Raw genomic sequence first — 25,626 nt, 5'->3', positions numbered from 1 at the left:
AGGCAGTTCCTTTATTGTTTCTACATAATGAAGCATCCATTTCACTCATTCACTCAGCAAGCTATAGACACGGCTTCCCATTGATATAATAGCTGTCCTCTTGATAGGTACGGAATGCGACCTCTACATCGCTAATTCCAATTTCTGCAAGATGGGCCGTTACCGCAGCAGCAAAGCTGTTGCGCGTTTCCTGCCCGCGCTCGAACCACCCCACCTCTACGAATGGATAGGAGGAGCCGTCGTCATTACCGCCGAATATCGCGGTTGTGTGCTGGCACTCCATCGTGAAGTTGTCCGTTCCACATTCGCATATGTCGGCAAGCTCCTGCGCCAGTCTGTTACTGACGCTCCTTAGCTTGTCTGCTGGAACGCCTCGGAATATTAATTGTGGCATGATGGTTGTTCTCCTTTTGCCTCACGAAGATGAGTTAATGGTAGAGATCCTTTAAGATTACTGTTAGAAGGGCAGACTCTGCAACCTTTTGGCATTTGCAGTCGGCAGGAAAGAACGTTAATGTAGTATAGAAGGCAGGAATCGTTAAAGCGTTACATCTAGGAGGAAAGAAAACATGAGTACGAAATTTATGATCGGCGTTGATATAGGAACGACCAGCACCAAATCTGTTTTATTTACTCGCGATGGAGCGGTTGTCGCAAGTCATGGCATAGAGTACCCCTTGCATTCACCATCTTCTGCAGTTGCTGAGCAGGATCCTGATGAAATATTCGGCGCAGTGATAGAGACGGTTCAGCAAGTTATTCGGAAGAGTAATGTTCAAGCTGCTGATGTATTATGCGTTTCTTTTAGCTCTGCGATGCATAGTGTCATTGCGGTAGACAGGCATGGGACGGCCATAACACAGTGCATAACGTGGGCTGACAACCGGAGTGCCGAGTGGACGGACAAAATTAAAAACGAGTGGAATGGACACGAGATTTATATGCGTACAGGAACTCCGATTCATCCGATGTCTCCATTATCCAAGCTAACCTGGCTTCGATATGATGAGAAGGAGCTGTTTGACCGCACCTATAAGTTCATTTCTATTAAAGAATATATATTCTTCAAGCTGTTCGGTCGATATGTCATCGATTATTCGATGGCGTCCGCTACAGGAATGTTCAATCTCGAGCAGCTGGCCTGGGATGAGGAAGCTCTTCAGGTTGCTGGAGTAACGCCGGAGAAGCTGTCGGAGCCCGTTCCGACCACTTACATTTTAGACGGTATAGATGCTAACTATGCGGAGCAGATGGGGTTAGCACCATCTACACCATTCGTCATTGGTGCAACAGACGGTGTATTGTCCAATCTGGGTGTCAATGCGATTGCACCAGGTGTCGTTGCAGTCACCATTGGAACGAGCGGTGCCATTCGGGCAGTAACGGACAGACCGGTTACCGATCCGAAAGGGCGGATATTCTGTTATGCGCTGACAGAGAAGCACTGGGTCATTGGCGGCGCAGTGAATAACGGAGGGATGATATTCCGCTGGGTGCGAGATCAGATCGGCACATCTGAGATCGAAAAGGCGTCACGCTTGGGGCTAGATCCGTACGAGCTGTTAACGGAACTGGCTGCCAAGGTGAAGCCGGGTTCTGACGGACTCCTCTTCCATCCTTATTTGTCAGGGGAGCGCGCCCCTCTATGGGACGCGAACGCAAGAGGCTCTTACTTCGGCTTAAGTCTGCTTCACAAGAAAGAGCATCTTGTGAGAGCAGCGCTCGAAGGAGTAATTTATAACCTGTATACCGTTCTTTTGGCGCTTGAAGAGCTGACGGGCAAGCCTACTAAAATTCAAGCGACAGGCGGGTTCGCTCGTTCTGAGCTGTGGCGCCAGATGATGTGCGATATATTTGATCAGGAGCTTCACGTTCCAGAGAGTATTGAGAGTTCATGCCTCGGGGCTGTTATTCTAGGGCTCTATGCACTTGGTGAAGTAGATTCACTGGATGTGGTGGCAGACATGGTTGGAGGCTCCCATCATCATTACCCGAATAAGCAGAATGCAGAAATCTATCATGAGCTCATCCGTATCTACATTCGCGTGTCGCGTCTGTTAACGGAAGAATATGCGAACATAGCGGAATTCCAGAAAAAATGGGTGTAAGCGAATTGGAATGCTGAATAGAATACAAGCCAAGGGCTGCCGGGAATCGATAGGTTCGATTTCTAGCAGCCCTTGGCTGTATATGCTTAATAAGTCTATTCAAGCACCGTATTTCTTCAATGCGGCACAGAGTGTCAGCAGCGGCCAAATATAGTTATTGCTCGGATAGTGTACGTAGACGCTGCCGGGCAATCCCGAGCCAGTCGGATATGTGTAGGTCCAATCACGAACGTCAAGCGTCTGCAGCAGAGCTTCGATGCCCTGCTCAATCTCAGGTATCAGCTTCGCATTCGCAGCGATAAGAGCATCAAGTGCCCATGCCGTCTGTGAGGGGGTGCTTCGATTCAGAGGAACATATTTCTTTACTTGATCACTAAGACAGGATTCCCCCCACCCTCCGTCCTCGTTCTGTATACTGATCAGCCATTTGACGGCTTTTCGAACAGCCGGATGGTCATCTGCAACCCCCACTGCATTTAAACCTTGTATAGCAGCGCCGGTTCCATGAATATAAGCAATCCCCCAGCGTCCGTACCAGCTCCCATCCCTCTCCTGCTGAGACAGCAGCCAGCGAACAGATTGATCAATCCAGCCATGACTCGTATTCATATCCAGCTCTTGGCCCAGAAAGAGCAGCGTCCGTCCCGTTAAGTCCACGGTAGAGGGATCGGCAGCTATGTCAGCTGCTCCCTCGAAAGCGATCAAGTTCATGGCAAGTGAAGAGCCTTGTCGCTCGAAGGCAGGCCAGCCGCCATCCTTATTGCGCATCGACAGTACCCAGTTCAGCCCTCGCTGCCATGAGGCGTGAAGAGAATTGGAGGAGGCAAGGTAGGGGCGAATGGAGCGAAGTGAAGCCGTACTATCGTCTACATCGGGATACAGCGTATTCACATCAGAGAATCCCCAGCCTCCTGGAGGAGTGCCAGGATTGCGAATCGCCCAGTCTCCTTCCTTGATCTGCTGCCTTGCGAGCAAGTAAGCTGCAGCACGTTCGAGGGTGGAGGATGCTGAATCAAGGCCAGCTTCACGCAAGGCATAGCTCAGCATAGCGGTGTCCCAGACTTCTGATGAGGCAACTTGAATATGAGGGCGATCCCTGCACATCAGTGATCGGATTCCAGCGTTCAGTTGGTAGATGAGGGGGGAGTTCACCGGGTGACCAAGCACTACTAGCGCCAGAATCATGAACATCGTAGCAGTGGAGTAGGTCAGCAGCGTACCGTTCGGCTCTAGTCGATCCATCATGAACTGCTCAGCTTCTTTCTTGGCGGCAGGGGAGTTTAACGGCAGCAGCTCGGATAGGGATAAGGATTGGATGATTTCAATTAAGCTGGATATCCAGGTGGAGTCCCCGCTGAACTGCCTGCTGCCACCAAGGAACAAATCCGACAGATCAGGCATTGTTATCGTGCGCAGCGCAGCTTGATCATTCGCAAGAATGAGAATGGGGACGAGATGCACACGGGCATGGCCAGAGATAGAGAAGAGATCAATGCCTATACCCTGATTGGCGAAAAAAGCTTCCAGCGGCAGTCGTAGAGAGCGGGGCCACTCTGCCTGTCCGGTAACGGCGAATATCGCTTGAGACAGCATATTGCGTATTTCAGACAAGCCGCCTTTCCTGCGAATGAACTGCTTAGCAAGCAATATTCGAGGATGATTAGGCGCGTAATAGCCGGCATACAGCAGAGCGAAGCAGGCTTCTGCCGTCGTCTCCAGATTGCCATCCTGTTCATCAGGATAGATTTTCCATGCGCCGCTTTCGAGCTGCTTGGTAGCGATTCGCTCTGCTAGAGAGCGGATGAACTGCTCATCCTTGCTGCCTAGCAGCCTCAGCACAATAATGTAATAGCTGTCTGTCATCGTGCCGGAGTCGAAGCATAGCCGCCAAGCGCCATCTGACCATTGCTGATTGAGCAGCTCGCTCGACATCCGATTTATGCGTGAACGGATCCGCGTAGCATCCATGAAGGCATTCATCCTTTGCACAGTTGTAGTTAATTATGTATATGCATGGCGGTTGTCATTAAAGAAGATCGGTATAATAATGCATGCTTGCTTGTCTTCCTATGCGGCTTGAATGGACTACGTTTTGTACAAAAAAAACATCTTATTTGTCCATTGCCAGCAGGATGTTAATTCATTTATAATACAATTTGCGTCAATGAGAATTAATATCAATAGTGCCGGGGAGCTTAGCGCCTCTGTCCGCTGACCAAATCTGCTGTTACATCGAAAGAGAGGAATACCGTTATGCTGCGCCGCTTTTTTGAGTATTACCGTCCTTATAAAGGATTGTTTATTTTGGATTTCACCTGTGCAATTATCGCCGCTCTGCTTGAACTTATTTTCCCGCTGGCGATTAATCAAGTCGTGGATGATCTGCTGCCTACAGGCAATTGGAAGTGGATTGTATGGGCCTGTGTTGGATTGATTGGTATCTATTTCATTAGTGCCTGTCTGCATTATGTCGTTACGTATTGGGGCCATATGCTCGGTATTAAGATCGAAGCTGATATGCGGAGCCGTCTGTTCAACCATGTGCAGAAGCTATCATTCCGTTTCTTCGACAATAACAAAACCGGACATCTGGTATCTCGAATGACCAATGATCTGATGGACATCGGGGAAATTGCGCATCATGGCCCAGAGGATTTGTTCATCGCCATTATGACGCTTTTAGGTGCTTTTGGATTGATGTTATCCATCAATTGGAAGCTTGCCGTGCTCACGTTCATCATCATACCGCTCATGATCTACCTGTCCTTGTATTTCAGCAAAAAGATGTCCAGAGCTTTCAAGCGGATGTTCTCCGATATCGCTGATTACAATGCCCGAGTAGAGAATAACGTCAGCGGCATTCGCGTCGTTCAAGCTTTCTCCAATGAGAAGCATGAAATGGCTCAATTCGAAGTAAATAATGGCCGTTTCCTTCAGACGAAGCTGATTGCTTACCGCATCATGGCGTGGAACTCGTCCATCAGCTATATTCTTATGAGATTTGTTTCCCTGTTCGTATTAGCTTGTGGAACGTGGTTCGTGATCCAGAAGCAAATGACATTCGGTGAATTTATGGCATTCGTTCTGTTGTCTAATGTATTTCTTGAGCCTATTCAAAAAATCAATTCGGTCATCGAGACTTATCCGAAAGGCATTGCAGGCTTCAGAAGATATTTGGAGCTGCTCGAGACAGCGCCGGATATTGATGATGCGCCTAATGCGCTTAAGGTTGATGGGCTAAAAGGCGATATCAGCTTCCGTAATGTATCCTTCGGCTACGAGAATAGAGAGACTGTCCTGCAGAATGTCGATCTATCTATTCGAGCAGGAGAGACGATCGCGCTGGTTGGACCTTCTGGTGCGGGTAAAAGTACCGTCTGCAGCCTTCTCCCACGATTCTATGAAGTCGAGGAGGGCTCGATCAGCATTGACGGCATTGATATTAGAGATATGCAGCTTGCATCGCTTCGCAGTCAGATCGGAATTGTACAGCAGGATGTGTTCCTATTCGATGGAACGATCCGGAGCAATATTGCTTACGGCAAGCTGGATGCGACAGAGGAGCAGATCTGGGAAGCGGCGCGCCGAGCACAGCTGGAGGAGCTTATTCTGTCTCAGCCAGAAGGCCTTGATACGCTAATCGGCGAGCGGGGTGTGAAGCTGTCCGGTGGACAGAAGCAGCGGCTGTCCATTGCCAGAATGTTCCTGAAGAACCCGCCTATTCTTATTCTGGACGAAGCAACCTCTGCGCTTGATACAGAGACGGAAGCAGCGATTCAGCAGGCGCTTGCAGAGCTGTCTGTAGGCCGTACGACACTCGTTATCGCACATCGACTGGCAACGATCAAGAACGCTGACCGTATCGTTGTCGTTGCTAATAATGGTATTGCTGAGCAAGGCAGTCATGATGAGCTGCTGGCTGCGAAGGGTGCTTACAATCGTCTGCATCAGGCACAGTTCGGGGCCTAACAGATGTACAAAAAGAAATGGCAGTGGAAGGTTTAACCTTCCACTGCCATTTCTTTTTGTAGGATGACTACGGAGCAGACGAATGATTCTTAGGAAGCGCTAGCGTTCACCTCTATTACCGAATGACTATTTCAATCGTCCGTCTCCTTTCCCGTTTGGAAGCTCAAGTGAAAAAAGAAGTCTGCTTTACGAGGTTTGTCTAAGCAATCTAGGTAGAGCCTCGAGCATTCTCTCTCGGGTGAATGCATCTCCATGATTCCAGAAGGATGCTTCAATAGGGTGAACCTTGCCGCTGCGTACGGCGGACAAGCTCAACCAGATAGAGCTATTCATTAATTCGATGGTAGCTGCCCTGGATTCCTCATACGAGGACAGCAGTACGAATATCCGATCGCCTGTATATTGTGGCAATTGCTGTGCCGAAATTTCTTTGTAGCCGTCCCCTGCATCGAGTAGAGCTTGAATAGTCTTCACCGGCTGGAAGCCATGTGGGTGGTAGATGGAGGCTGAGAGGCCGGTTGCTCCCATTACAAATAGACGCTTCCCGCGATCATGAATAATGACGGTAGCCGTTTCTCCAGGGTTCAGGGTGGTGTGAAGCTCCCGCCACATCAGATTCTCTCTATGCTGATACTCGGTGAGCCAGCGCTGTGCCTCCTGTTTCTTCCCAAGCCACTCTCCAAGTATGAGCATGCGCTCCTCCAGCGGCCCCCAAGAATTAAAGGTCAAGGTTGGGGCAATCTTGGAAATTTGCTTGTATTCACTCTCGTTAGCATTGGCAAATATGATCAAGTCTGGATTCAGCATATAGGTTTGTTCAGCATCAATAGGGAGATTGATAGCCTCATTAGATATCTGCAGATTCTCTCGAATAGACTCGGATAGCCCCTCCGTGTAGAAGCCTACTGGTGAGACGCCGAGGGTTAGCAAATCACCCAATGTCTCCCCGCAATAGATGATCCTCTTAGGAGAGAGCGGAATATCCACCTCATGGCCTGTCCAGTCTTTGACACGGGTTCTGTGGAAGCTCAACCGAGCGTATTGCTTAGGCGTTATGCCGGTAGATTGGCTGAAGCGACGGTTGAAATAATACTCATCCTTGAATCCAACCTGATGAGCAATGGTTCTAAGAGGCTCATTGGAATGATCCAGCAGCTCCTTGGCACGTGATATTCGAATAGCTGTCAAATAATCAAGCGGCTTCTGCCCCGTTAATGCTTGGAAGATTGAGCTGTACTGTCCGGGAGCAATAGGAATTGCTTCTGCTAGCTGCTTCACTGTTAGGCTCTCATTATAATGCTTCTGTATGTATTGGATGCTGTTCTCTACAGCTTTCTTGGAGCTGTTCATACGATCCGTGCGCAAATGATAGCCAAATATGAGCCCAAGAAGCTCTTGGAAGCGAGATTGCTCATAGTACCATTCCATTTCATTGCTGGTGTGTCTATTCTCGTATAGTTCCTCTGCTAGGCGGAGCAAACGGAAGAAAGGATAGATGGAGACATCAGGCTGACAAGGCAGCAGGTTCCCCTCATAAGCCTGATACTGACCGGGAATATCTGTACGAATAACGGTAAATACGGCTCTGAACATGACAAGCGCATTATCGGTCTGCCGCCATTCCATAGAGGTGTCCGGAGCCAGCAGGAAGCTCTTGCCCTGTGCGAGCAGGATCACATTGTTGTCTATTAGCGCGTTGCCTTGACCATTAAGCACAATGAATAGGGCATACTCATCGCTGCTCGGTCTGCTGCCCGTCCATTCCTGTGAGGAGTTGAAGCAATCTATAGTAGACAATCGGATTAATACAGATTGGAGAGGAAGTGATTCTTGGCTAGGCATGATGAATAGCCTCCTTCGATATTGAGAATTATTATCAGTTATTGGTCATTGTATATAAAAAAAAGAAGCAATTCAATCCGAAAATTGAATTGCTTCTTTTACAAGTGTAGAAATGTCCTAATTCTTCAGCATAGCAGGAAGCTCAGATATCAACCATTCCCTCGTGCTAGCATCACTTGAAGCTTTGAGAATATCAATGGAATAGACATATCCATTCTTAACGGTAGTGAGGTTCTTCCAAATAACACTTTCTTTCATAGCTTCTGTCGATTTCTGTGCTTCTTCCGCAACAGGATTAAGAATGAAGATTCGGTCGCCAGCGAAGTCCGGCAGCACTTCTTTTGAAATTTCAACGAAGCCAGTTCCTTCATCGATGACTTTCTGGATGCTGTCAGGCGTTTTGAAGCCGTCCTCGTGATAGAGGAATTGAGGCAATCCAGCGGTAGCCATAATGAACAGTCGATCACCTGGATAATAGGTAATGACGGAAGCTGTTTCCCCTTCTTTCATTCCCGAAGCTTTGATCTCTTCCCACATCGCTGCTACTTGAGTATTATAATTGGCCAGCCAAGCCTCAGCCTCTTGCTTCTTACCCAGTATGTCGCCTAGAAGCAGCATACGCTCTTCAATTGGTGCGAATGTGTCGAAGTTAATGGTAGGAGCAATCTTGGACACAGATTCATACAAGGTTTCGTCCGTGTTGGCAAGGAAGATAAGATCTGGGCTAAGATCCAATGTTTTCTCCAGGTCAATTGGGAATCCAACATCGGTAACGCTGCTTAATTTATCTTGGAAAATCATTCCGTTGGCCGATTCCATATCTGTTCCTACGACGTCTACACCTAGAGCAACAAGATCCCCTAGCGTTTCACCGTGAAAAACAATACGTTTGGGAGCAGTCGGAATTTCGGTCTCATGCCCCATGTAGTCTGTATATGCGCGTGTTGCTGCTGCTGGCGCTTCGGTAGCAGTTGTTTCTGCGGCAGGCGCGCTAGTCGCATTCGATGTGTTAGCAGCAGCGGCAGAGTTATTGTTTGTATTGCCTCCGCAAGCCATTAAGAGAGTCCCCATTAGAGCAATCATACATACAACAAGAGAGAGTTTACGTTTTTGTATCATTTTGTTCTTTCCTCCAACTGTTTTCTTGTTCAGATAATGAGAATCATTATCGACTTTTCCTATAATAAAGGATAGTCTTTCTGCCTACAATGGACAAAAAGAAATGGGAGACATTTTTTTTGTGCAAAAATAGAAGGCATCCCAAGAGCCGATGGCAGCGTTCGATCCGGTGTTCACAATCGGCAGTCAGATTGTCGAGGTCATTGCACGTCATAAGGCGGGGAATAAGATTGAGGCTTGGGAGCATGCCGCGTATATTTGCTTCGCAGAGTAGACATTCCTGAACCTAAGGTGAGGATGAAGGAGTACCCGAGCGAGCTGTCGGGAGTGATGCTGCAGAGTGCCATTATCGCTATGGTATTAGCTTTCTAAGATAGGTAAGGAGTTGTTCCGCTAGGTTGCAGACCTTGAGGGACAAGCTCCTTTTTTCTTGTAAGTGGAGGAAGTTGGTGGAGACGCAGGGTGTTTCGGGGGAATTAAAGGCGATATAAGAAAGCAAGTTCACGAGGAGCGAAAATGGTTACTCAAAGCCCGGCGGATGGAGCGAGTGCGGTGGATATAGCGAAATTATCTTCGCCAATAGCGAAAGTGATTTCTCTAATGCGTAGACGCTACCGGTTTGCATCGGTAATAAGGAAAGTCATTACCTAAATAGCGAAATCAAGTTCACGAGGAGCGAAATTGGTTACTCAAAACCCAGCGGATGGAGCGAGTGTGGTGGATATAGAGAAATTTTCTTCGCCAATAGCGAAAGTGATTTCTCTAATGCGGGGACGGGACGAAGTGTGACATGATGGGACGGGGTTGCAGAGGAAATTGAGAAGGTAGTTCCCTATTCGGGCTATTTGTTTTGCATTCCATTAAGGAACGAGGTATCGTAAACATACGTAAAAATAGAAATCGGCAACTTGGAGATAGGGAGGTTTTGAATTGAAGCGAATAGCCTCAATGATGCTGTTGACACTACTGATAATGCTTGGCACGGTTCCATCTGCGTCTGCTGCAGCTGTTCCTGAGAAGCAGGGTTACGTGCTGGATCAAGCGGGTATGTTCGAACAAACCTCGTTAGAGCAGTTGGAGCAGTCCGCACAGGAAGGCAAGTTTCATTATTATGTACTCACAATTAATAGCCTGAATGGCGAGGATTCTGCTGTATATGCGACCAAAGTATATGAGGCATGGAAGCTGGAGACGAATGATGTGCTGCTCGTTATAGCGAATAATGAGAAGCGGATTGAAATGAATTTCAATAATGCTGCACTACAGGATGCGATTGATCGATTGTCTGCGGATTATGATGGCAATGGGGATTCCTCGGAATCCAAACTAACAGAGCTTATAAATGCACACTTCATTCCTCAGGCGAAGGCAGGGGATTTCGCTCTAGCCTCCTTGGAGCTGATGCAAGCTGTTGACGGACTTGATGTGCAGCAATCGGCACCTACATCGGCACCTACCGCTGGAGCAACAGGCTCTGGATCAGCAGGCTCGGGTTCCCAGAATCCGCAGCCGAATTATACAACGAAGCCAGTTCCATCGGTTACTAATCAGGCGCAGCAATCTGCTGCCATGGATACGTCAACGCTGCTCGCTGTAATTGCGGGTCTTCTCATTATAGGTCTAATCTTTCTAGCTGCTGTCGCCTGGCAGAAGAAACGGAAGCTTGAGAAGCAGCGGGCAAGAATAGCTGAGCTGATGGTAGAGGTGGAACGGACGAATAGTGAGCTGAAGCCTTATATCGGCTTAGTCATGGGCGCGACGGAGCAACTGGTGGATAACGTGGACCAGAGCCTGTCACAGCTGCTCGTCAGCTTGGATCAATTGCGCAGCAAGGCGGAGTCGGAGGCGGTATTTGTCCTTCATTTCAGTAAGTTGAATGCACAATATGCAACTCTCAGGTCGGAGCTTGATAAGTGCGAGACGACACTTGAAGCGCTTAGAGGCGAGATTAGACGAATGATGGATGCGGATAGAAATGTTCGCAAAACGACAGATGAGCTGCATCAGCGTCTTCGTACACTCAGAAATGAGACGGATGAACGCAATAAACATCTAGGTTTTCCATTCACTCATCTATATAAGGAGCTTAATCGTCTCGATCTTAAGCTGGCAGAGGCTGATAAGCTTGAAGTATTCGACCCGATTGAGGGAGACAAGCAAGCCAGGGAAGCATGGGAGGATAGTGGCGTCCTGGAATCACATGTGACAGCCATTGACGACTATCTTGCGAAATACCGTTCCTTCCCTACAGTTGCTGGACAGCATAGAGCAGAGATTGATCGCATTACAGAAGAGAATCACATCCACAAAGCGATCATGAGGCTTAATCCCTATGCTTCGATTGATAAGGCTCAGGTAGTGATGGAAGAGCTTAATAGCAAGCTGCAGGAAGGTGTTATGCATGAGGTTATCAGTCTTGGTGAGAAGATAGACGGAATGCTGCGTGATGCAGTAGCCACGGCGAAGCGGCAAGCCGAGCTGAAGCTGCAGAACAGCAAGGATATTACTTATCTAGAATCGAAGCTGGCACTCTATCGAACGGATACAGCAGTCATTGAAGAACAATTCCCCTTTATTCGCACTCATTATGCGGAGCATCATTGGGCCGAGCTGCAGCAGCGATTCGACCAGATGAAGTCCGACGTGAGGGAGGCAGCGGAGCAGCTTCCGGAGCTTAAGCGGTTGACCAACGATGACCATCAAGAATACGATTACGCGAGAGAACGGATTAATGCATGGCTGACCCGATATTTGGCGGCAGATGCGGTCGTAACGGATTGCAGCCGTATGTTCCGCGAGCTGGAGGAGCGACTTGGCAGGGCTAAGCAGCAGGTCGGCAGCCTATGGAACCAGTTCGACGGTATTCAGGCGCTGATCCGCAGAGAAAGACTTCCAGAGAATTCAGGCTGGCAGCAGTCCTTCTCGGTCATTAATGAAGCTTATCGCAAGCTTTTCGGTTATCTTGCAGCCGCTCCTTATCATATGGATCAGATCGAAGCGGAGCTCCGCCAGTTCGAGAGCGATGTGAATGCGCTGCAAGGGCAAGTGAACCGTAAGGTGGAGGAGAAAAGAGAAGCAGAGCGCCGGATGCGTGAAGCACAAGCGATGTATGAGAAGGTGTATCAGCGCGCCGGCTCCAAGATTAACCGCGGCGCCTACAATAGCAGCTTTGGCTCTATGAGCAAGCAAGCCGAGCAGATGATTGCCGCTGGGATGTATGCGCAAGCCATTAGCGAGATGTCTGGGCTCAATCAGATCGTTGATCAGATGAACCGGGAATATCAGGCGGCGGAGGCTGCCGAGAGAATGGAAGAGATGAACCGACGCAATCAATCCTCGGGAGGCTCAGGATTCGGCTCCGGCGGAGGCGGAGGACATTCCTCAGGCGGGGGCGGCAATTCGAATGGCAACTCCTCTGGCGGCTCGAATTGGTAAACGAACTTAGGCGATAGAGTTGGGTTGCCTGCCTGCCGACATGTATCGTTCCGCTGGAGTCGGGATGATACATGCGGACGGAGACTAGGCGTACAATGAATGAGTAGACAGGAGCGGTAATAGTAGTGAAGATAGATAACAAGATAACAGCCGTATTTTTTGACGTAGACGATACGTTGTATGATCATTTAATTCCTTTTCGTACAGCAGTAGATGCCGTAGCTGGACCCCCTGCGGATTTCCCCTATGAGCATGCTTATCACCGTATGCGTTATTATAGCGATAAGCTGTCGCTTGAGCTGGGTGGAGCAGGCGCTATGGAGCTAGGGGATTCTACGGAGACGATGAGAAGGCGCCGCTTCGAGCTGGCTCTCGGAGAATTCGGCTTTGTCCTGACGACCGAGCAATCGCAGGAGATGCAGGATGCCTATATCGGCTGCCAATATGACATTATCATGTTCGAGGGTGCACGAGAGCTGCTGGAGAAGCTGGTTCATGAGGGCTATATCGTAGGTCTCCTAACCAACGGAGCAGAAGGGCATCAGATGAACAAAATCCGTGCCATGGAGCTCGGCGAGCTGATTCCTCCAGAGCGGCAGTTCGTATCTGGCAAGGTTGGCTGGGATAAGCCGGATGTCCGAGTGTTCTATCATATTAATGAGCAGACGGGTACACTGCCTGAGCAATGTGTATACATTGGGGACTCATGGCGCAATGATGTCATTGGTGCGCTTGAAGCGGGCTGGCGTATCATCTGGTTCAATCATCGCGGCGCTTCTGCGGAGTCGGAGCATACTCCCCATCATACGGCTGCGAGCTATGCTGAATTGAATGATTTACTGCGGTCTTAGCTAAGCTAAGCTGACTGCAACGATAACTAGAAGTCCAATCAACTTATGTCAAGGTGGTTGGGCTTTTTTGCGTCGCCTGAAATATGGATACCAAATATAAAAAATGGAGCCTACTTTTATGCAAGCTGCCATCTTACAATAAAGACACAAAGTGAAAGCACTTACAATCATAGTCGAACTTGGAGGTCTGATGTATGAAGGTGAACCTCAGACATGAGCTTACCCTAGACAAGACAAGCCGCAAGTACAGAGCCATGAAGCTTGTCCGTAAACTTGCTGCTCAGCGATATTTGCAAGCAATGGCTCTGCTTGGGGCAGCATGGATGATTATTTTCAACTATATTCCGATGTATGGGGTCATTATTGCTTTCAAAGAGTACAGCATTATCCAATCGATTGCGGATGCGCCATGGGTAGGATTCGATCAATTCAGGGAATTTCTGAAGGATGATCAGCTTCCTGGTGTCGTATGGAACACGCTCGGAATGAGCTTGATCAAGCTGGCTATCGGCTTCCCGCTGCCGATTCTATTCGCCTTATTCCTCAATGAGCTCAAGTCGCTGCGGTTCAAGAAGCTAGTTCAGACGATATCGTATTTGCCGCATTTTCTATCGTGGGTCATTCTCGGAGGTATTCTGGCGACATGGCTCTCCGATGTAGGTATCGTCAATAAATTGTTAATGGCCTTGCAGCTTATCGATGCGCCAATCAGTTACTTGGCAGAGCCTAAATACTTCTGGTCCATAATTATTACTTCGGATATATGGAAGGAGCTCGGCTGGTCAGCAATTATCTATTTGGCAGCGATGGCAGGCGTGTCTCCTGATTTATATGAAGCAGCAACGATTGATGGAGCGGGACGGTTCGCAAAAATGTGGTATGTAACGCTTCCCGGTATCGCCGGTACAATAACGATTCTGTTCATACTTGCAGTCAGCGGTGTGTTGAACTCCAACTTTGACCAGATCCTCGTGCTGAAGAACTCGCTAAACGAGAGCGCCAGCAGCGTTGTAGATATTTATGTGTATCAGACAGGGCTTGTCTCCTCCAGATACTCCTATGCGACAGCGGTCGGACTGATCAAGTCGGTTATTGCTCTAATATTGCTCTTAATTGCCAATGGAGTATCGAAGAAAATCAATCAAACCTCATTATTCTGAGAAAAGAGGGCTGCTATCATGCTGTCACTGAAACGACGAACCCTTGGAGAAGCCGCATTCGACGGAATGAACACCGTGCTTATGCTAGTCATATGCTTCCTTACGCTGTACCCGATCTGGTATGTGCTCATCAATGCGTTTAATGACGGGCAGGATGCAATGAGAGGTGGGATTTACTGGTGGCCGCGTATATTCAGCCTCGACAACTTCGGAGCGGTATTCCAAAACTCCGGCATTATGACAGCTATGGGTGTCACGGTAGCGAAGACGCTGGTCGGAACGGCTGCACATGTTATTTTTACTGCAATGGTGGCTTATGCCTTCTCCCGCAGAGAGCTGATTGGCCGCAGCCTATACATGCTGATGGGCACGATTACGTTGTTTTTCGCAGGAGGACTAATCCCTTACTTCTTGTTAATTCGTGATCTGGGCCTGCTGGATAACTTTCTCGTCTATATTATTCCGGCCTTATTCAGCTTCTTCGATCTGATTATCTTCCTCTCCTTCTTCCGTGAAATTCCGCAAGGGCTGGAGGAGGCTGCCAAGATTGATGGCGCTAACGACTTGTCTATCTTTATTAGAGTGATCATTCCTGTATCGCTGCCTGTTATCGCGACGATTGCCTTATTCCATGGCGTGTATCAGTGGAATGATTATTTCACCGGGATGATCTATATCAATGATATGAATATGCAGCCGATCCAGACATTCCTATACCGAGTTGTGGCACAGAGCAGCTCCAGCCAGATGGTTGCGCAAGCAGCAGGGGGTGTGACGAAGACGGTCACCTCACAATCCGTCAAGCTGGCTACGATGGTCGTAACTACGCTGCCAATCGTACTCGTCTATCCGTTCCTGCAGAAGTATTTCGTCAAAGGTCTCATGATCGGCTCGATCAAAGGCTGATTCTACTAATGGTTGCCGGTCTTCGGGAACAAAGACTTGATATAATGATAATGAGAAAAGGGGTTATGTCATGCAAAAACGAAAGTCTGCAAGATTAATGATGCTCTCCCTAATGACTGCACTTGTCGTCCTATTAGCCGCTTGTTCAGGTGGGAACACGAATAACGGAGGAGGCACAACAGCCGAGAAGACACCAGAGGCCAGCACGAATACAGACGCGGCAACCGCTAAGCCAGTATCGGCCGATGATCCAGGCTGGATGGGGGATACTTCACCGATTACCTTCGATTGGTATTTGAACTTCTCTTGGTTCCCTAACAAGTGGGGCGAGGACCCAACCTCTCAATATATTACGAAAAAAACGGGGGTTAACGTCAACTTTATCGTGCCAGCGGGCAATGAGAATGAGAAGCTGAACACGATGATTGCATCCGGCAAGCTGCCTGATTTCATTACACTTGGCTGGTATGAGGACGCGGTGAAAAAAATGGTAGAGGGCAAGCTGGTGCTTCCTCTTAATGAGCTGGCTGATGAATACGATCCTTATTTCGTCAAAGTTGCCGATCCGGCTAAGGTTTCCTGGTATACGCAGCCTGATGGCAATCTGTATGGATATCCGAACGCGTCCTCATCGCCGAAGGACTTCGAAAAATATGGTACCAACTATACCTCCAATCAGACCTTCCTAGTCCGCAAAGATATGTATGAAGCGATTGGCAGTCCAGATATGCGCACACCTGAGGGCTTCTTGAATGCCTTGAAGGCAGCGAAGGAGAAATTCCCGGATGTGAACGGCCAGCCGCTTATTCCGCTAGGTCTTCATGAGTTCACGGATACAGGCAACTCTTCCCTGCAAGACTACCTGTCCAATTTCCTGGCGATTCCTCGCGAGAAGGACGGCAAGCTCTATGACTGGGCCACAGACCCTGAGTATGTGAGCTGGCTGAAGGTATTCCGCCAAGCGAATCAGGATGGACTGCTGTCCAAAGATATTTTCATCGACAAACGTCCGCAAATGGAGGAGAAAATCGCGCAAGGCCGTTATTTCGCGATGCTGTTCCAACGCTCTGATATGGCTGCTCAGCAGAATGTGCTGTTTGCCAAGGACCCTAACTCCGTCTATATAGCGGTTGATGGCCCATCGAATGCAGCGCTGGATGCGCCGAAGCTGGCAGGACCATCGATTTCCGGCTGGACAGTGACCCTCATTTCCAAGAATGTGAAGGACAAAGCCAGAGCGATCAAATTCTTGAGCTACCTGATCAGTGAGGAAGGCCAGAAGGATATGTATCTAGGTGAGAAAGGGGTCTCCTACGACACGATCGACGGCAAAGACCAGTTCAAGCCAGAGGTGCTGACGTTGCTCCAGACGGACCGCTCGGCATTCGACAAGAAATACGGCTCCTCTCATACCTTCTGGATGCTGATGGATACGAATATGAATCTGCAATGGACGCCGCCAAGCGTAGAGCCGTTCAAGCAATTGGAGGATTGGACAAAAGGGAAGACGCAGAGCTATTCGCAGTTCGACCTGCTTGATCCGCCAGCCACCTCGCCAGAGGGGATCAGCAAGACGAAGATCGACCAGACGTGGGGGAAAGCACTGCCTAAGCTGCTGCTCTCCAAGACGGATGCTGACTTCGATACAACGTTCGAGGCATACGTGAAAGACCGTGCAGCCGCAGGCTTCGACAAGCTGCAGGCTTACCGCCAGACCAAATATGAGGAGAACGTGAAGAAGTTAGCTGAATTTCTGAAATAGGCGTTATAATAAGGTACTGGCCGCCGCCCCTAAGAGGGGCGGTATGGCCGTTTCTGTCTGTATAAAAGGGTGATGGTATGAAGATGACCTTGAATGGTCTCATCAAAAAGCTGCAGTATCGACACGGGCAATGGTCACTGCAGAAGCGGCTGATCTTATCCTATGTTCTCATTATGCTCATTCCGAGTATTCTGGTGTCGCTCTATTTGTTCAATCAATTCTCAGATATGTATATTGAGGATATTCAGAAAAAAGGCGAGAATACTCTTGAAATAGAAAGGCTGAACGTCAGCAATCATATTGAGACGATGGAGAGGACGGCGCAGCTCTCGATTTCGGACAATGATGTGCTGGATTATTTGGTTACGAGCACGGAGCCAGAGACGAGCGAGCTGATCGATTTCAGCCAGAAAGCGATCGCTGATATTACAAGACTGCAATACAACAATCCCAATATTGAGCATATCCGGCTGTTCACGGACAATAAACGGGTCAATGAGCTGTATCCGGTTATTTGGCAGGAAGATAGAGTAGCAAGCGAGTCTTGGTTCGATTCGGTGAAGAGCTCGAACGAATTGGAGACCTGGAGATTCATACCTCATGACCGCAGCTTGTTTTTCTACCATGTTGAGGATGGCAGCCAGAACTTCCCTAAGATCGCGCTGCTGCGTGAGATAGAGTACCCGCAAGGCAATCATGCAGGCATTCTGGAGATTGATATGCGGCTCAATAAGTTTTTTCCTAAAACATTTGGAAGCGCTGCCGACGAACAGTCGCAGATCATTATTGCCGATAATAGAGGGCAGCTGTTCTACAACGAGGATCAGGCCTTATTCCTGAATGCAGGTATTACACAGGAGGATCTGCGCAGCAAGCTCAGTCTGCTTCACGCTGGTGTAGGCATGCAGAGCTTCCGCATCGAGCTGGGCAGCAAGCCCTTCCTCGCTATCTACAGCTATATGGAAACGCTCGATGCATATATGATCAACATCGTCGCGCTGGAAGGCGCGCTTCGCGATATGCATCATACCCGCAATCAAATTATTATGGCGAATGTGATTCTTATTGTGTTATTGTCTGTTGCCACCTATTTCTTGAACGCCTTGATTCTGAAGCAGCTTCATATGCTGACTGATTCGATGAAAAAGGTGCGCCAAGGTAACTTCCAGCTGCATATTCCGGTTGGGGGCGGGGCTGAGGTAGGCGAGCTTGCTCATCATTTTCGTAAAATGCTGCGCAAAATCAATGAGCTTATTGCCGATGCAGTCAATAAGAAAGCAGCTAGCAAGGAAACGGAGCTTCGTTCGCTCAAAAATCAGATCGATTCCCATTTTCTATACAACACGCTGGAGAATATTAAAATGCTGGCGGAGATCGAGCAGCAGTACGTCATCTCGGATGCGCTTACATCGCTCGGCGGACTAATGCGCTACAATCTGAAATGGACCAGCGAATATGTCAGGCTGCGAGATGAGATTATCCATATTACGAATTATATCGCCTTGATGAATGTGCGCTTCGAGCATCAAATTCAGCTGAAGATGGACATATCCACACTGCTGCAAGGGCAGGAGCTGCTCAAGATGTCTCTTCAGCCGATTGTTGAGAATGCGGTGAAGCATGGCTTCCATGGCTCTACAGCTGCCGATATGACGATTTCCATTACAGCAGAAGCAGAAGAGGGTATGATGATTATCACGATCAAGGATAACGGGGCGGGTATGCCGGAAACCAGCCTGCAGGAGCTGAACCATAAAATAAGGCGAAGCGGCAGGAGCAGCCTGTCTGCTGAGAACATGGATCTTGCAGCTTATGCGATGGAGGAGCGAGGGGAAGGCAGTGGGATCGGGCTTCGCAACGTGCAGGAGCGTATTGAATTGTATTACGGCAAGGAATACGGCATTCGCGTTGAGAGCAAGGCCGGGGAATATACCTGTGTCATTATGCAAATCCCCTATTTGATACTGAGCGGAGGTGCATCGTAGAGATGCGGACATTACTCATTGTCGATGATGAGAGAAACATTCGGCTCGGGCTTAAAGCGATCATTGAGCGAGAATTCCAGAATGAGTATAGCATTCTATTCGCAGTGGACGGGGACGAGGCACTTGCCTTGCTTCAGCTTCATCGGGTCGATATCGTCATTACCGATATTCGGATGCCCAATCGGGATGGCCTGTCCTTCATTGAGCAGGCGAGAGCTAGCAGCATTACCCCTGCTATTATTATTCTGAGCGGATATGATGATTTTCAATACGCGAAGGCAGCGATTAAGCATAATGTCAAAGAGTATTTACTTAAGCCTATCGTGAGGGAAGAAATGTACAGCGCACTGCGGCGAGTGGAGCAGGAGCTGGCGCAGGAGGAGGAGCTGGCAGGCCGCCTGGGCGCTTCCGAGCAGTATCGTTCTGAGCTGCGTGCAGCAGAGCTCAATTATATGTTCGTTCACGGCAGCATCACGAGAGAGGAGATCGCTGCACGCGTTAGCCGTGCGGGGCTTGAGAGTCTAGAGCCTGCTTATTATACGGGAGTGCTCCGATTCGCGGGAGAGGATAGCCAGAATGTGAAGGCTACCCAATATTTAAGCCGCCCGGAGATGGCGGATAAGGCGATTTATCTGGAGGATAAAGACGGGCATCTGGTCGTTCTGACCGCTCATGAATCGCTTTTTCAACAGGTGATGCAGCATCTTATGGACCAGAGCAGTTCCCCGTTCTATATGGGGATGAGTCAGTTGACAGGAAGTACGGCAGATCTTATCGAGAGCTACAAGCAAGCGAAGCATGCGTTGAAGTACAGCTTGTTCCAGACGTATGCATCTGCTGCGATTATCCGATACGAGGATATTCGTGTGCGTAATGCTTCTGTTCAGGTCCCAGCAGAGGATATCCGCAAGCTATCGAATATGATAGGCACGGATCGAGAGAAGGATATGAATGCGCTGCTCGTCAAGGTGCTGGACCTCAAGCAGGCAGAGCATGCCGATATTTCTTACATGGAAGGAATCAGCAGGCTGTTGAATGAGCTGGTATTCGATAAAGTATTCCACGAATATGGGGAAGAATCCGTGGGCATTATTAGTCTCTACAAAAAGGTAGGGAATATCTATCATTTTGCCAGTATCCATGATTATTTTCATCAGGTGAGGGATTTATTGTTCGTGCTGAACGATTTTGTCCGGAACATTAGATCCGTTCATGCCGAGCATCGGGAGATGAAGAAGGCTGTCGAGTACATCCATGCGAACTATAATCGTGAACTGAATATGGCTATCGTATCCAATCATGTATCGCTTAATTACTCTTACTTCAGTCAAGTGTTCAAGGAGTATACAGGGCAGAGCTTCGTCAGCTACTTGAAGAAAGTGCGCATCGAGAAGGCTAAGGAGCTGCTGGAGCAGACGGAGGACAGAGTATACGAGATAGGCGAGAAAGTCGGGTTCGAGAATGTGAAGCAGTTCATCCGGGTATTCAAGGAGCTTGAAGGTATATCGGCTATGGAATATCGAAGCAGATAAGGTTTCTTGAGAATAAGGCTGCTGCCCTCTCGCAAGTGGGAGGGGGTGGCCTTTTTGGCTTTGCCAGAGCCGTCATTATGGTGTATTCTAACGTTGATTATGGAAAGGGGCTGGAGCGGTATGTTCGATATTACCATTGATTTATATAAGGACTGGAACGATACAGTGAAAGAGATATTCCTCGGTTCGGGTTATCCTCTGCCTGATGATTGGAGTGACGTGGAGCTTGGGGTCGCTTATTTCATGCAGACAGCTGGCTCTGAAGAAGAGGCAGAACGCCTACGCGCCGCGAATGAAGACCGAATGAAGACGATGCAGCGGACAATTAAGGACAACTTTGAGTCGGTTATTCTGCCAGATATCCGTACCCGAACAGGCTACCAAGGCGATCGCTTCTCCTTCAAGTGGGTATACAAGAACGGCGAGCATATTATTGAAGAGCATTCATCCTATCGGATTCCGTTGTAAAATAAACCGAGGCAGAACGAGGCTAAGCGCAGCGAGAGCGGATGCATGAGATTAGAGCAACAAGGTTCACCAACAGCGAAGCTGATTTCGCTATTGTTCGTGCATTCGTATGGATGAGCGTGGATAGCGCAGCGAATTACCGTAATAGCGCAAGCAGCTGCGCGAATAAAGAAACGGGTTACTCTAAAGCTCTGGAGCGGTAGCGGATGCATGAGATTAGAGCAACAAGGTTCACCAACAGCGAAGCTGATTTCGCTATTGGCCGTGCAATCGTATGGATGAGCGTGGATAGCGCAGTGAATTACCGTAATAGCGCAAGCAGCTGCGCGTTTAGAGAAAATGGTTACTCTAAAGCTCTGGAGCGGTAGCGAATGCGTGGGAATAGAGTAACAAGGTTCACCAACAGCGAAGCTGATTGCGCTATTGGCCGTGCAATAGCAAGTTCCAGCTAATGAACAAACGAGGCTGTCTCTAGTCACTAATAGTGACTTTTGAGACAGCCTCGTTGTTCGTTTATGCTATTCCGCTTCGTTATAATGCTCTAGGCAGAAAGCTGCCACCAGCTGCTCCTCTTCATCCTCAAGCTCGAAATCGAGATGAAGATCGGTTTCCTTCTCGATAATCTCATGCTTAACGATGCGATTGCCCGCTGCTTCTACACTATATACGACTCGTATGTACAGCCCTTTGTCAGAATGGAGCTCATCGTCCTCAGGGAGATCGATATCGATTAGAAACTCATAACGCTTGCCCTCTAATATACCGAAAGGGTCCTTCACGAACTCTACGCTGTATTCTCCGATAGTTAACATATCATCATCCTTTATTTATTGATCATTTCATCATTATATATGATAACTGGCATGGAAGGACAGCTTCGTTCGCCCGAAGGATATTTTTAATGCAGCAGGACGGTGTGTTACTATTACGAAATAAGATTATGACAGGCATAAGGGGGTTCAAGGATGAGCGAATCCATATTGATTGTAGAAGATGAGCGCAGGTTCGCCCGTGTATTGGAGATTGAGCTGGAGCTCGAAGGCTATAGGCCCGTCATCGCAGATAATGGCATGACCGGGCTGGAGCTGTATCGTGAGGGAGTATTTGACCTTATCCTATTGGACGTGATGCTGCCCGGGATGAGCGGCATTGAGCTGCTAAGACGAATTCGTTCAAGCGATACAAGTACGCCAGTCATTCTGTTGACTGCCAAGAGCTCCGTAGAGGATAAAGTATCCGGATTGGATCTTGGAGCCAATGATTATATGACGAAGCCATTCCAGATCGAGGAGCTGCTCGCTAGAGTAAGGGCTGCTTTGAGACAGCGTGTGGTTCGCTCCAATGAGGAAGAGACTTCGGTATGGCTAACAGCTCAATACAACAACAACTGCTGCTAATAAAGTAACATCCAAAGAGCAAGCAGGCACTATCGCTGCTAAATACACGAATGGTACAGTTATTAAGGTAGACAAGGATAGGGATGACGGGCAAGTTATCTATGAGGTGGATTTGACAATCGAAGGCGGTAAAGCCGAAGTTGAGATTGCAGCAAGCACAGGGAAAGTGATTTCCGTAGATAAGGATTTTTACGGCGACGATGACGACGATAACGATGACGATGATGATGATCGCTATGATAACGACTAATAGATAAACAAAGGTGGAGTAGGAATTCCTGCTCCACCTTTGTTTGTGTCTAGCTACGATGTTATTTCTTCACTGGATTATTCTCATTGCGCAGTGGTGACAAGAATAGCTTCGGAATGCCAGTGTCGAAGCGCTCCAGCTTCCCGGTAATCGGATGCTCGAATGAGAGGATGCGTGCATGAAGGCCAAGACGTCCAATCGGCTTCGCCTTGGAGCCGTATTTCTTATCGCCAACGACCGGATGGCCGATGTCCTGCATGTGCACACGAATCTGATTTTTTCTGCCCGTCTCAAGATTGACCTCGAGCAGGGAGAAAGCTCGGCCTGCTTGCAGCAGCTTATAATGGGTAACGGCATGAAGGCCGTCATTCGGTACGGAGCTGGAGTACATTTTGAGCGTACTGCTTTCTCTCAGCCACGAGGTGATGGTGCCCTCCGGTTTTCTCACTGCCCCTTCTACAAGGGCGATATAGGAGCGTTCCTTGACGATATTCTGCCAATCGTTCTGCAGCAGCTGCTGCACGTTCTCGCTTTTGGCGAACATCATGACGCCTGACGTGTCGCGGTCCAGCCGATGAACGACAAATATACGACTCTTCGGATCCTTCGTGCGGACATGAGCGGTAAGCTGACGATAAGCGGTGATGTCATTTTCCTTATCCGACGCGATGGAGAGAAGCCCTGCATCTTTGTTCACGACGATAATATGATCATCCTCATGAAGAATGACTAGCCCCATTAATGGGACGACTTCAACCGCACGTTCTTTCTGTATGGTAACCGTTTGTCCCGGTTGAAGCGGATAGTTGTATTTGGTCTCTGCCTTGTTATTGACATAAACCTGACCATGCGCCAATAGTGATTTGACCGAGTTGCGGCCTTGATTCTTAAGCTCTGTTAATAAAAAAGCCAACAGCTCTGACGGTTCATTCACCGTAAAGGATTTATTCGGTGCCTGGCCTTTGCCCACGCTGCGTTGTTTCTTAGACATAAACGGAAAACCTCCTGCATATTCACTGCTCCCACTATACCACGATGAGCCCCTCAATTCTATGTAAGCTCCAGGCCAAGCAGAAGCTGCGATCCGGGTTTCATAGTCCGTTCATAATTACCCTCTATAATGAAGTAGAGTTTCAGAGAGAGCTCTTCTATGAAAACCGTTTTCATAGACAACCGTTCAGCAGAATGGTACTATAGCTTAATCTACATAGTGAATTGGCAACCTAGTAAAATAATGGAGGTAATACTAGAAGTGAGAACAAAATTAGTACAATCGCTTGTATGCCCGCTGCTTGCTGCTGGCCTCTTATTCTCGCCTATTATAGGCACAGGACAAGCTTCGGCAGCATCGACATCGAGCGCAGTCCAGCTAGCATCTACTACTGTGAAATCTGCGATAGCCGTATACGTTGATGATGAGAAGCTTTCCCTCTCCTCTGCTCCTTATGTGAAAGACGGCGTTACCCTCGTCCCAATGCGTGAGATATTCACAGCCCTAGGCGCGACTGTAACCTGGGAAGATACAACTCAGACGATCATTGGACGCAAACAATCAACGGCTGTCACTCTTACCATTGGCAAAAAAGAAGCGGTCATTAACGGTAATTCGGTCAAGCTCGATGCTGCTCCAGTCGTGCGTGGAGGGGTAACCTTTGTCCCAGCCCGATTCATCGCCGAGTCGCTCGGAGCTACGGTGAAATGGGATAAGCAAGCACAGACCGTCCGGATTAAAACGACGGAATATACGTTGGAAGAAATTTATGCGGAATATGAGGTAGAACAAGCAAATCGCACGAAGCTGACAGCAACGCAGATTGTTGACCTGTATGATGAGAGTGTCGTTCTTATCTCCACTAACGCAGGACTCGGCAGCGGTGTCGTCATTGGTGACCGCTACGTATTAACGAATTATCATGTGATTGAAGATGCCGCTTCAGCTACCGTTACAACAGTCTACGGTGATGAGCTGAATGTGTCTGGCGTCGTTGCCTATAGAGAAAATTCCGATCTGGCGATTATTCAGACGGAGGAGTCCATTGGAGCTGCTCCAGTAGAGCTTAGTCTTGGGATTTCGGTGAATAAAGGAGACAAGGTTGTTGCTATTGGCAGTCCGTTAGGGTTACAGAACACGGTATCGGACGGTCTGGTCAGCAACATTCTGTATGAAGGAGGCGTTCGTTATATTCAGACGAGCACGCCTATCGATCACGGAAGCTCAGGCGGTGCGCTCTTTAGCGAATATGGTGATTTGATTGGCATTACGTCCTCTGGCATTACGTCACAAGCCGATTTGAACTTTGCGGTATCTACCACGCATGCCGTGCTGCTTATGGGACTGCTGCCTGATGAGCCTTCGGAGGATGTTGCCTTCCTTGATCCTACTCTGCCAGATACGCTAGTTGGCGCGAGCAATGATGAGATAGCCGCTCTGATGAAGGAGCAGTACAGCTCGGTTCAGACATCGGAAGGCACAGTTAGCTTCACGGACTGGGCTGTTACTCGTGATTCGCAGGGCTGGCTCGTATTCACAGCGAATATTGATCCTGTATTCTACACCTACTACGGTGGCTCGGTCGCGAATGAGCTTCGCTTCTGGTCCATTAATCTAGGGTATGAGCTGCATCGTATGCTTCCAGAGGAACGGATTCAATTCATCGTATCCTTTGATCGTACCTTCGGCTTCGAACCGCGAGGCTTCGAGGCTGGCGAGGTTACGGCGCTTGGTAATGACAAATGGCGGGTACGTTTCCCTGTTATTGATATGCAGCTCAAAAATCAGCTTTATATTGAAGTAAGGGACTAATACGAATTATATCTTTATAAGAAGCAGAAGAGGCTTTTC

At 48.5% G+C, this 25,626-nt stretch carries 20 protein-coding genes and 2 pseudogenes; 16 read left to right on the top strand and 6 right to left on the bottom strand.

Annotated elements, in window-relative coordinates:
- Positions 1 to 61 precede the first annotated feature (61 nt).
- A complete protein-coding gene (locus AC6ESP_RS09245; protein ID WP_497096424.1) occupies positions 62 to 394 on the bottom strand; it encodes a DUF1904 family protein in 333 nt (110 codons plus the stop codon).
- Between the two features lie 190 nt (positions 395 to 584).
- Here AC6ESP_RS09245 and gntK point away from each other — a divergent pair, with 190 nt between their 5' ends.
- Positions 585 to 2,108, top strand: a complete 1,524-nt coding sequence (gene gntK / locus AC6ESP_RS09240; RefSeq protein WP_497096522.1) for a gluconokinase — start codon at positions 585 to 587, stop codon at positions 2,106 to 2,108.
- 99 nt (positions 2,109 to 2,207) lie between these two features.
- Here gntK and AC6ESP_RS09235 read toward each other — a convergent pair whose 3' ends face one another.
- Complete coding sequence (locus tag AC6ESP_RS09235) at positions 2,208 to 4,076, bottom strand: squalene cyclase (RefSeq protein WP_497096423.1); 1,869 nt, start codon at positions 4,074 to 4,076, stop codon at positions 2,208 to 2,210.
- 285 nt (positions 4,077 to 4,361) lie between these two features.
- On the opposite strand from AC6ESP_RS09235, the gene AC6ESP_RS09230 reads away from it, so the two are divergent.
- Positions 4,362 to 6,077: an ABC transporter ATP-binding protein gene (locus AC6ESP_RS09230; protein WP_497096422.1), complete on the top strand. Its 1,716-nt coding sequence runs from the start codon at positions 4,362 to 4,364 to the stop codon at positions 6,075 to 6,077.
- 186 nt (positions 6,078 to 6,263) lie between these two features.
- Here the strand turns inward: AC6ESP_RS09230 and AC6ESP_RS09225 are convergent, their stop codons facing one another.
- Together AC6ESP_RS09225 and AC6ESP_RS09220 are read right to left on the bottom strand one after the other, a co-directional pair.
- Positions 6,264 to 7,919 carry a helix-turn-helix domain-containing protein gene (locus AC6ESP_RS09225; RefSeq protein WP_497096421.1) on the bottom strand — a complete coding sequence of 552 codons (1,656 nt, stop codon included), beginning with the start codon at positions 7,917 to 7,919 and terminating at the stop codon, positions 6,264 to 6,266.
- Between the two features lie 117 nt (positions 7,920 to 8,036).
- The gene (locus AC6ESP_RS09220) at positions 8,037 to 9,038 is read right to left on the bottom strand and encodes an ABC transporter substrate-binding protein (protein WP_497096420.1); all 1,002 of its coding nucleotides are present in this window, start codon (positions 9,036 to 9,038) and stop codon (positions 8,037 to 8,039) included.
- 151 nt (positions 9,039 to 9,189) lie between these two features.
- Between AC6ESP_RS09220 and AC6ESP_RS09215 the strand changes: the two genes are divergently transcribed.
- From AC6ESP_RS09215 to AC6ESP_RS09165, 11 genes are all read left to right on the top strand, one after another.
- Entirely contained in the window at positions 9,190 to 9,312 is a 123-nt protein-coding gene (locus AC6ESP_RS09215; protein WP_497096419.1) for a hypothetical protein, read from the top strand.
- Positions 9,313 to 9,968: 656 nt separating this feature from the next.
- Positions 9,969 to 12,473 carry a septation ring formation regulator EzrA gene (locus tag AC6ESP_RS09210; protein WP_497096418.1) on the top strand — a complete coding sequence of 835 codons (2,505 nt, stop codon included), beginning with the start codon at positions 9,969 to 9,971 and terminating at the stop codon, positions 12,471 to 12,473.
- Positions 12,474 to 12,592: 119 nt separating this feature from the next.
- The gene (locus AC6ESP_RS09205; protein ID WP_497096521.1) at positions 12,593 to 13,324 is read left to right on the top strand and encodes an HAD family hydrolase; all 732 of its coding nucleotides are present in this window, start codon (positions 12,593 to 12,595) and stop codon (positions 13,322 to 13,324) included.
- Between the two features lie 254 nt (positions 13,325 to 13,578).
- Positions 13,579 to 14,484 carry an ABC transporter permease gene (locus AC6ESP_RS09200; RefSeq protein ID WP_497096520.1) on the top strand — a complete coding sequence of 302 codons (906 nt, stop codon included), beginning with the start codon at positions 13,579 to 13,581 and terminating at the stop codon, positions 14,482 to 14,484.
- 18 nt (positions 14,485 to 14,502) lie between these two features.
- Entirely contained in the window at positions 14,503 to 15,390 is an 888-nt protein-coding gene (locus AC6ESP_RS09195; RefSeq protein ID WP_497096417.1) for a carbohydrate ABC transporter permease, read from the top strand.
- A gap of 70 nt (positions 15,391 to 15,460) precedes the next feature.
- The gene (locus tag AC6ESP_RS09190; protein ID WP_497096416.1) at positions 15,461 to 17,152 is read left to right on the top strand and encodes a type 2 periplasmic-binding domain-containing protein; all 1,692 of its coding nucleotides are present in this window, start codon (positions 15,461 to 15,463) and stop codon (positions 17,150 to 17,152) included.
- A gap of 77 nt (positions 17,153 to 17,229) precedes the next feature.
- Complete coding sequence (locus AC6ESP_RS09185) at positions 17,230 to 19,137, top strand: sensor histidine kinase (protein ID WP_497096415.1); 1,908 nt, start codon at positions 17,230 to 17,232, stop codon at positions 19,135 to 19,137.
- Positions 19,138 to 19,139: 2 nt separating this feature from the next.
- The gene (locus AC6ESP_RS09180) at positions 19,140 to 20,669 is read left to right on the top strand and encodes a response regulator (RefSeq protein WP_497096414.1); all 1,530 of its coding nucleotides are present in this window, start codon (positions 19,140 to 19,142) and stop codon (positions 20,667 to 20,669) included.
- A gap of 54 nt (positions 20,670 to 20,723) precedes the next feature.
- Entirely contained in the window at positions 20,724 to 21,137 is a 414-nt protein-coding gene (locus AC6ESP_RS09175; RefSeq protein ID WP_497096413.1) for a hypothetical protein, read from the top strand.
- A gap of 41 nt (positions 21,138 to 21,178) precedes the next feature.
- The gene (locus AC6ESP_RS09170) at positions 21,179 to 21,340 is read left to right on the top strand and encodes a hypothetical protein (protein WP_497096412.1); all 162 of its coding nucleotides are present in this window, start codon (positions 21,179 to 21,181) and stop codon (positions 21,338 to 21,340) included.
- A 3-nt stretch (positions 21,341 to 21,343) separates the two neighbouring features.
- Positions 21,344 to 21,505 (top strand): hypothetical protein, encoded by a 162-nt coding sequence (locus tag AC6ESP_RS09165; protein ID WP_497096411.1) that lies wholly within the window; start codon positions 21,344 to 21,346, stop codon positions 21,503 to 21,505.
- A gap of 150 nt (positions 21,506 to 21,655) precedes the next feature.
- On the opposite strand, the gene AC6ESP_RS09160 is transcribed toward AC6ESP_RS09165, so the two are convergent.
- Positions 21,656 to 21,949, bottom strand: coding sequence for a DUF6509 family protein (locus AC6ESP_RS09160; protein ID WP_497096410.1), 294 nt, complete (start codon positions 21,947 to 21,949; stop codon positions 21,656 to 21,658).
- A gap of 153 nt (positions 21,950 to 22,102) precedes the next feature.
- Here AC6ESP_RS09160 and AC6ESP_RS09155 point away from each other — a divergent pair.
- Positions 22,103 to 22,510, top strand: a pseudogene (locus AC6ESP_RS09155) (response regulator transcription factor); the annotation flags it as partial.
- A 46-nt stretch (positions 22,511 to 22,556) separates the two neighbouring features.
- Positions 22,557 to 22,784: pseudogene (locus AC6ESP_RS09150) on the top strand (PepSY domain-containing protein); the annotation flags it as partial.
- 61 nt (positions 22,785 to 22,845) lie between these two features.
- On the opposite strand, the gene AC6ESP_RS09145 reads toward AC6ESP_RS09150, so the two are convergent.
- Positions 22,846 to 23,775, bottom strand: coding sequence for an RluA family pseudouridine synthase (locus AC6ESP_RS09145; RefSeq protein WP_497096409.1), 930 nt, complete (start codon positions 23,773 to 23,775; stop codon positions 22,846 to 22,848).
- Positions 23,776 to 24,036: 261 nt separating this feature from the next.
- Between AC6ESP_RS09145 and AC6ESP_RS09140 the strand changes: the two genes are divergently transcribed.
- Positions 24,037 to 25,587 carry a stalk domain-containing protein gene (locus AC6ESP_RS09140; protein WP_497096408.1) on the top strand — a complete coding sequence of 517 codons (1,551 nt, stop codon included), beginning with the start codon at positions 24,037 to 24,039 and terminating at the stop codon, positions 25,585 to 25,587.
- Positions 25,588 to 25,626: the final 39 nt, after the last annotated feature.

The sequence above is a fragment of the Paenibacillus xinjiangensis genome, assembly GCF_059686975.1.
Note: the sequence above shows the minus strand (reverse complement) of the source record. Positions and strands in the feature narration are given on the sequence as shown.